Origin of the sequence: Nocardia alni, assembly GCF_019038435.1 — a bacterium.
In the GTDB taxonomy this organism is placed as follows: domain Bacteria; phylum Actinomycetota; class Actinomycetes; order Mycobacteriales; family Mycobacteriaceae; genus Nocardia; species Nocardia alni.
Genome location: NZ_JAGPOX010000123.1, coordinates 21,203 through 28,863 on the forward strand (window position 1 = coordinate 21,203; position 7,661 = coordinate 28,863).

A 7,661-nucleotide genomic window follows, 5' to 3' on the forward strand; every position below is an offset into this window, starting at 1 on the left:
ACACAGTGGATCGAGCGCAGATGAGGCCCGCACCTCACAGGGGAATGACGCGCGGATCGGGCTCAGGGCTTCTCGGCGGTCCAGAACGCCGCGCGGTGACGCATTTCGGTGATCTCCGGCGGCAGATCGGACAGGTCGGGCAGCGGACGGCCGTAGGAGGTGAACAGCTCCTCGAAGGTGAACGTACGGACCGTCCAGCCGTGCTCGGTCAGCCACTGGACCGGGTCGTTCCGGTCGTCGTCGTACCAGAGGTCACGTGGCATGTCGTCACCCCACGGCGCGCGGTGGCCACGAGATTCCATGAATTGACGAATCTTCTCCCGCAGTTCCCCCGAAACGTTCGGCGCATTGTGCGAGGCCAGCCGGCTGCCCGGAGCCGACAGCGTATCGATCCGCTCGAACAGCGCGTCCTGGGCCGCACCCGGCAGATACGACAGCAGCCCCTCCGCCGACCAGGCCGTGGGCGTCGCGGCGTCGAAACCGGCGGCGATGAGCGCGGCGGGCCAGTCGTCCCGCAGATCCACCGCCACGGTGCGCCTGTCGGCCTTGGGACTCGCGGCATGCTCGGTCAGCACGCGATCCTTGAAATCGAGTACCGTATCTCGATCGATCTCGTAAACAGTTGTGCCGGAAGGCCAATCGAGACGATGCGCCCGTGCGTCCAAACCGGCGGCCAGGATCACGGCCTGCCGCACTCCCTGTGCTGCGGCGCCGACGAAGTACTCGTCGAAGAACCTGGTCCGCGGGCCCATCATGCGTGGAAAGAAATCCTGGCCCGAGAGCGCCGACGGATCATTCAGAAGCGAGATGAAATGCTGCTCACCGGCCGCCTCGACGAACCAGCGCGCGAACTCGTCGTGGATCAGCGGGTCGGCGCGCTCGGACTCCAGCGCACGAAACGCCGCCACACCCAGTGCGGTGCGACCCACGCTGCTGACGATATCCCAGGTATCCCCGTCGGTACGCATCACGTCACCTCGCAGTTCGTCTTCGGATCTGCCGTCGAGGCTACGCCGCGCCCGGGCGCCAGGCAGGGACGTGTGCCGGGCGTCAGGTAACGGTCGGTATCGCCCGCGGACCGCACACCGCCCTCATGTCCGGAACTGCAGCGTCCATTCCCCCCGATAATGCATGCGGGTGACGCCTATCGGGGGAATGTCTATGCGCCAGAAGGAATTCGCGGGCGCCTCGAGGGTGATCAGCATCGCGGCCCGGATGATCGCGGGGTGGGTGACGGCGATGGTGGGCAGGCCTTGTTCGGCGATGTCGATCAGCCATTGGCGGGTTCGCTCGATCACGTCGATGACCGCCTCACCGCCGTGGCCGCGGAATTTCGGGTCGGTGAGCCAGGCGTAGAGGTCGTCCTGCGGGACCGACATCAGCTCACCGCCACGCCAGGCTCCCGCGTCCAGGTCGCGGAGGCGGTCGTCCTCCTCGCCCAGCAGGCCGAGCAGGGCGGCGGTCTCCACGGCACGGCGTTCGGGGGCGGTCAGGACGCGCGCGGCATGCAGGCGACCGCACTCGGCGACAGCGCGGCGCCCAGCCTCGGTCAGGGGCTCGTCCACCGGGAATCGTGCCTTGCGCATCGCCTCGGTCATACCATGGCTGACCAGGTCGAGTCGGAGCACCTTCTGCACGTTTGGAAGCCTACGGCCCGGCGCCGAGACCCGTGCCGGGATTGCTCAGGCTTCGCCAGAGCGGGACCGCATGTTCCGGACGACCCGCGCAACCTGCGCATCTGCCGTCCGGCACCGTCGCCCCGACTTGTCGGTGCCCGGGTGCAGACTTGATCCCATGGATCAGTTCTCCCGGCCGACCCAGGAGTGGTTCGCCGGCGCGTTCCCCGCGCCGACGGCCGCTCAGCTGGGCGCATGGCGGGCGATCGCCGCGGGGGAGCACACATTGGTCATCGCCCCGACCGGGTCCGGGAAGACGCTGTCGGCGTTCCTGTGGGCGATCGACAGGCTCGCGGGGCGCGAGAGGGTGGCGCCCGGCACCTCGGTGCTGTATGTCTCCCCGCTCAAGGCCCTGGCCGTGGATGTCGAGCGCAATCTGCGGGCTCCACTGGTCGGGGTCGCGCAGACGGCCAAACGGCTGGGCCTGCCCGCACCGGAGATCAGCGTCGGCGTCCGCTCCGGTGACACCACCGCCGCCGCGCGCCGGTCGTTGCTGCGGACCCCGCCCGACATCCTGATCACCACGCCGGAATCGCTGTTCCTCATGCTCACCTCCGCCGCACGGGAGTCGCTGCGCGCGGTGCACACCGTCATCATCGATGAGGTGCACGCCATCGCGGGCTCCAAACGCGGTGCGCACCTGGCCTTGTCGCTGGCCCGGCTGGACGAGTTGACGCAGTCGGCGCAGCCGGATGGGTCGATACCGCGACCCGCGCAGCGGATCGGCCTGTCCGCCACGGTGCGCCCGCCCGAGGAGGTCGGCCGGTTCCTGGTCGGTAGAGCACCCATCACCATCGTCGCGCCGCCCGCACCGAAGACCTTCGACCTGACGGTCCGTGTCCCGGTCGCGGACATGACCGCGCCCGAGCCCGCGGGTACGGCCGATCTCGACGCCGACGAGCCCCGCACGCCCTCCATCTGGCCGCATGTCGACGCGGCCATCGTGGATCTGGTGCTCGAGCATCGATCCTCGATCGTGTTCGCCAATTCGCGCCGGCTGGCCGAACGGCTGACCGCACGGCTGAACGAGTCCTATGCCGAACGGTCCGGGGAGCAAGTGTCCACCGAGCACGGTCCGCCCGCCCTGATCGGCGCCACCGGCGATGTGAATCACGGCGCCGGGCCGCTGCTCGCGCGGGCCCATCACGGCTCGGTGAGCAAGGAGCAGCGCGCGATCATCGAGGACGATCTGAAGACGGGGCGGCTGCGGTGCGTGGTCGCCACCAGCAGCCTCGAGCTGGGCATCGATATGGGCGCGGTCGACCTCGTCGTGCAGGTGGAGGCGCCGCCCTCGGTGGCCAGCGGGCTGCAGCGGGTGGGCCGGGCCGGACATCAGGTGGGCGAGATCTCCCGGGGTGTGATCTTCCCGAAGCACCGCACCGACGTGATCCACTGCGCTGTCGCCTCGATGCGCATGACGGCCGGGCAGATCGAAAAGCTGCGAATTCCGTTGCATCCGTTGGATATTCTCGCCCAGCAGACGGTCGCGGCCTGCGCGCTGGAACCGATCGATGTGGATGCCTGGTTCGAGATGGTGCGCGGTACGGGCAGTTACGCCGCCCTGCCGCGATCCGCCTACGAGTCGGTGCTGGATCTGCTGTCCGGGCGCTACCCGTCCGACGAATTCGCCGAACTGCGGCCGCGCGTGGTGTGGGACCGCGACGCGGGCACGCTGACCGGGCGCCCCGGGGCGCAGCGCCTGGCCGTCACCTCCGGCGGCGCGATCCCCGACCGGGGCCTGTTCCCGGTATTCATGGTGGGCGAGAAGGCCTCTCGCGTGGGCGAACTCGACGAGGAGATGGTCTACGAGTCCCGCGTCGGCGATGTGTTCGCCCTGGGCGCCACCAGCTGGCGCATCGAGGAGATCACCCACGATCGGGTCCTGGTCACCCCGGCCTTCGGGCTGCCCGGCCGGCTCCCGTTCTGGCACGGTGATTCACTCGGCCGCCCCGCCGAACTGGGCGCCGCACTGGGCGAATTCGTGCGCGATGCCGGGCGGGCGATCGAGCGCGCTCCGGCAGCGCATCTCGACACGCTGATCGACGCCCGATCCAGTGCCGGTGCAGTCCCGCCCCGTCCGCTCGGCACGCCTTCGGCAGAGATCGATGCCGGCGCTTCGTCAGATACCGACCTCAGCACGAGCAAAGCCGGGAAGCGGTCAGCGGCGGCAGGCGAGCGCGCGACGACCGGACGAAAGCGCAAGCGCGGCACGGACGGCGGCGAGGAACTCACCGAGCTCGAGCGGATCGTGCACGCGGCCGGGCTGGATGAATTCGCGACCGCGAATCTGGTGTCCCTGCTGCGGGAACAGAATTCGGCGACAGGTCATTTGCCGACCGATCGGACACTGCTGGTCGAACGATTTCGCGACGAACTCGGCGATTGGCGGTTGATTCTGCATTCGCCGTACGGGGTTCCGGTGCATGCGCCGTGGGCGCTCGCGGTGGGCGCGCGGTTGCGCGAGCGTTTCGGGGTCGATGCCGCGCCTACGGCCGCCGACGACGGGATCGTGGTCCGATTACCCGACACCACCGACGATCCGCCGGGCGCGGAGCTGTTCGTCTTCGAGCCCGACGAGATCGCCGACCTGGTGACCGAACAGGTCGGCGGCTCGGCGCTGTTCGCCTCCCGGTTCCGCGAGTGCTCGGCCCGTGCCCTGCTGCTGCCTCGCCGCGATCCCGGGCGCCGGGCCCCGCTGTGGCAGCAGCGGCAACGCGCGGCGCAACTGCTGGATGTGGCGCGCAAGTTCCCCGACTTCCCGATCCTGCTGGAGACGGCGCGCGAATGTCTCCAGGACGTCTACGACCTGCCCGCGCTGACCGAGCTTCAATCGGGCATCGCCCGGCGCAAACTACGCCTGGTGGAGGTGGAGACGGCCACGCCGTCGCCGTTCGCCAACGCGCTGCTGTTCGACTACATCGGGCAGTTCATGTACGAGGGCGACAGTCCGCTGGCCGAACGCCGCGCCGCCGCGCTGTCCCTGGACTCCGGGTTGCTCGCCGAGTTGCTCGGGCGGGTGGAGCTGCGCGAACTGCTCGATGCCTCGGTCCTCGAGCTGACCGAGCGGGAACTACAGCGGCTTACGCCCGAACGTCACGCCCGCGACGGCGAGGGGCTGGCCGATCTGCTGCGTCTGCTGGGCCCGCTGACCGCGGCCGAGGCCGCCGAACGGTGCGCCGAGGACCCTCGGCCGTGGTTCGCCGAGCTGTTGAAAGCCCATCGTGCGCTGGAGGTTTCCTTCGCCGGGCGGCAGTGGTGGGTCGCGATCGAAGACGCCTCGCGGCTGCGTGACGCCCTGGGCGTTCCGCTGCCGATCGGCACCCCGGCGGCCTTCATCGAGCCCGTCGCCGACCCGCTCGGTGACCTGGCCGGCCGCTACGCACGCACGCACGGCCCGTTCGGGCTCGAGGCGCTCGCTCACCGCTTCGGCATCGGCCCCGCCGTCGCGGCCACCGCCCTGCACCGCCTGGCCGCCGAGAAACGAGTGGTGGAAGGCGAATTCACACCCGGCTCCGGCGGCACGGAGTGGTGTGACAGCCAGGTGCTGCGCCGCCTCCGGCGACGCTCACTGGCCGCGGCCCGCAAGGAGGTCGAGCCGGTATCCACCAGCGCGTTCGCCCGTTTCCTGCCCGCGTGGCAGCATATCGGCACCGGGGAACTGCGCGGTGTCGACGGAGTCTTCGCCGTCGTGGAACAGCTTGCGGGCGTTCCGATTCCGGCGTCCGCATGGGAGACGCTGATCCTGCCCACGCGGGTGCGCGACTACTCCCCCGCTATGCTGGACGAGCTGATGGCCACCGGCGAGATCATCTGGTCCGGCCACGGGTCGATCACCGCCAAGGACGGCTGGATCGCCCTGCACCTCGCCGACCAGGCCGGTGTCACACTGCCCCTGCCGGACGACATCGACCTCACCGAGACTCAGATCCAGCTGTTGATGGCTTTGGGCGCGACTGTGATCCCGCAATCACCACCTTTGACCGCGAGACCAACCGCACACCAGCATGATTCGACCGATCGATCCGAGTCGGCCGAACGTCCCGGAACGACCGCTCGAGACGCAGGCGCTCCCCGGGCGCCCCGTGGACCGATTCGCCCGGAGGGCACTACCGCCGATCCCGGAACCGCGACTCCCCCACCGGCACAGCCGAACCCGCCGACGATCGGTTCGGACGCCACGGCGGATCGCATGGGAGCAGCCCTCAACGGTGCGGACGAGGCCAAGAGCACCGCCGCCCCTCGGGTCCAGGTGGTTCCATCCACAGGCGGCGCTTACTTCTTCAGGCAACTGTCGGACGCTACCGGCCTACTGGACGATGCGGTGGTCTCGACGGCGCTGTGGGAACTGGTCTGGGCAGGGTACGTCGGTGGCGATACGTTCGCGCCGGTACGAGCGCTGCTGTCGGGCACCGCGCGCACCACCACCGCGCATCGCTCGCCCCGGCGCACCCCACGCGGCCGCGCGTACCTGCCGCGCCCGGCCATGCCGTCGCGCACCGGGCCACCCTCCGTGGCCGGACGCTGGTCACTGCTGCCGGAGCGGGTGGGCGACAATACGGTTCGCGCGCACGCGACGGCCGATCAGCTGCTCGAGCGGTACGGGGTGTTGACCCGGGGATCAGTACAGGGCGAACAGATTCCGGGCGGATTCGCGCTGATGTACCGCGTACTCACCGAATTCGAGGACCGCGGTCGCTGCCGTCGCGGCTATTTCGTCGATTCCCTGGGCGGTGCACAGTTCTCCACCACCGATGTGGTGGACCGACTGCGCACCTTCGACGCCGACCGCGACGAGCGAGCCGCTCCCACGGCACTGGCCCTGGCCGCATGCGACCCCGCCAACCCCTACGGCGCGGCCCTGCCCTGGCCCAAGACATCCGCCGAAGGCGCCGGACATCGCCCGGGCCGCAAGGCCGGCGCCCTGGTCGTCCTCGTCGACGGCGACCTCACCCTCTATCTCGAGCGCGGCGGCAAGACCCTGCTCACCTTCACCGAGGATCCGCAGCACCGCACCCGAGCCGCCGAGGCGCTGGCCGCCCTCGTCCGTGACCGTCGCGTCGACTCCCTTGTGGTCGAGCGCGTGGACGGAGATTCCGTGCACGGCAACACCTTCGCCACTTTCCTCACCGACGCGGGCTTCGCCTCCACCCCGCGCGGGTTCCGCCTTCGAGGCAAACCATGAGTGCCGTGGCAGTGCACATCGTTCCACAGGCAGACACCGACGAGCCACGAACTCGACCGGTTACTCACACTCACCCCGCTCATGGGCCGCGAACCCGGGCCGCGCCACCGCAGATGAGCGGAGTCGCAGCTGTCGGAGTGCACCTCGTCGGAACGCGGCGGTGGTCGAACGTATCCGCGGGAGCCGCACATGCCCGAGGGTGACACGGTCTTTCTCGCCGCGGCCCGGCTGCGGACGGCTCTCGCGGGAAAAACACTGATTCGCAGCGACTTTCGGGTCCCGCGATATGCCACGCTGGACCTGCGCGGCAAGCCGGTCGAGAGCGTCGGCAGCTACGGCAAGCACCTGTTCGTGCGCACGCCCACGCTCAGCATCCACACGCATCTGAAGATGGAGGGCGAGTGGCGGGTTTATCCACCGGGAAAGCGCTGGACCAAACCAGGATTCACCGCCCGACTGGTCCTGGCCACCGACGACGCCGAGGCCGTGGGCTTCTCCCTGGGCACGGTCGAAGTACTGCCCCTGGCCGAGGAACATACCGCGACCGACCATCTGGGCCCGGACCTGCTCGGCCCGAATTGGGATGCCGCCGAAGCGGTCCGGCGCCTGTCCGCCACCCCCGACCGCCCGATAGCCCTCGCCCTGCTCGACCAGACCAACCTCGCGGGCATCGGCAACATCTATCGCAGCGAAATCTGCTTCGCCGAACGAGTGGACCCGCGTCTCCCGGTCTCCACCGTGAAAGACCTCCCCGCCCTGGTAGATCGAGCCCACACCATCCTGCGGTCCGCCGCCCACCACCC

Annotated in this window: 3 protein-coding genes and 2 pseudogenes; 3 read left to right on the plus strand and 2 right to left on the minus strand. The window is 69.6% G+C overall.

What is annotated here, in order from left to right:
- Positions 1–62: 62 nt before the first annotated feature.
- Complete coding sequence (locus JZ791_RS33895) at positions 63–968, minus strand: class I SAM-dependent methyltransferase (RefSeq protein ID WP_216900251.1); 906 nt, start codon at positions 966–968, stop codon at positions 63–65.
- Between the two features lie 123 nt (positions 969–1,091).
- Entirely contained in the window at positions 1,092–1,637 is a 546-nt protein-coding gene (locus tag JZ791_RS33900; RefSeq protein WP_308163241.1) for a histidine phosphatase family protein, read from the minus strand.
- Between the two features lie 157 nt (positions 1,638–1,794).
- Between JZ791_RS33900 and JZ791_RS33905 the strand changes: the two are divergent.
- The 3 genes and pseudogenes from JZ791_RS33905 to JZ791_RS33910 form a co-directional block, all read left to right on the plus strand.
- A pseudogene (locus JZ791_RS33905) lies at positions 1,795–5,571 on the plus strand (Lhr family ATP-dependent helicase); the annotation flags it as partial.
- Positions 5,572–5,940: 369 nt separating this feature from the next.
- A pseudogene (locus JZ791_RS47255) lies at positions 5,941–6,858 on the plus strand (Lhr family helicase); the annotation flags it as partial.
- Between the two features lie 189 nt (positions 6,859–7,047).
- A partial coding sequence (locus tag JZ791_RS33910; RefSeq protein WP_216900255.1) for a DNA-formamidopyrimidine glycosylase family protein occupies positions 7,048–7,661 on the plus strand: 614 nt, incomplete at its 3' end.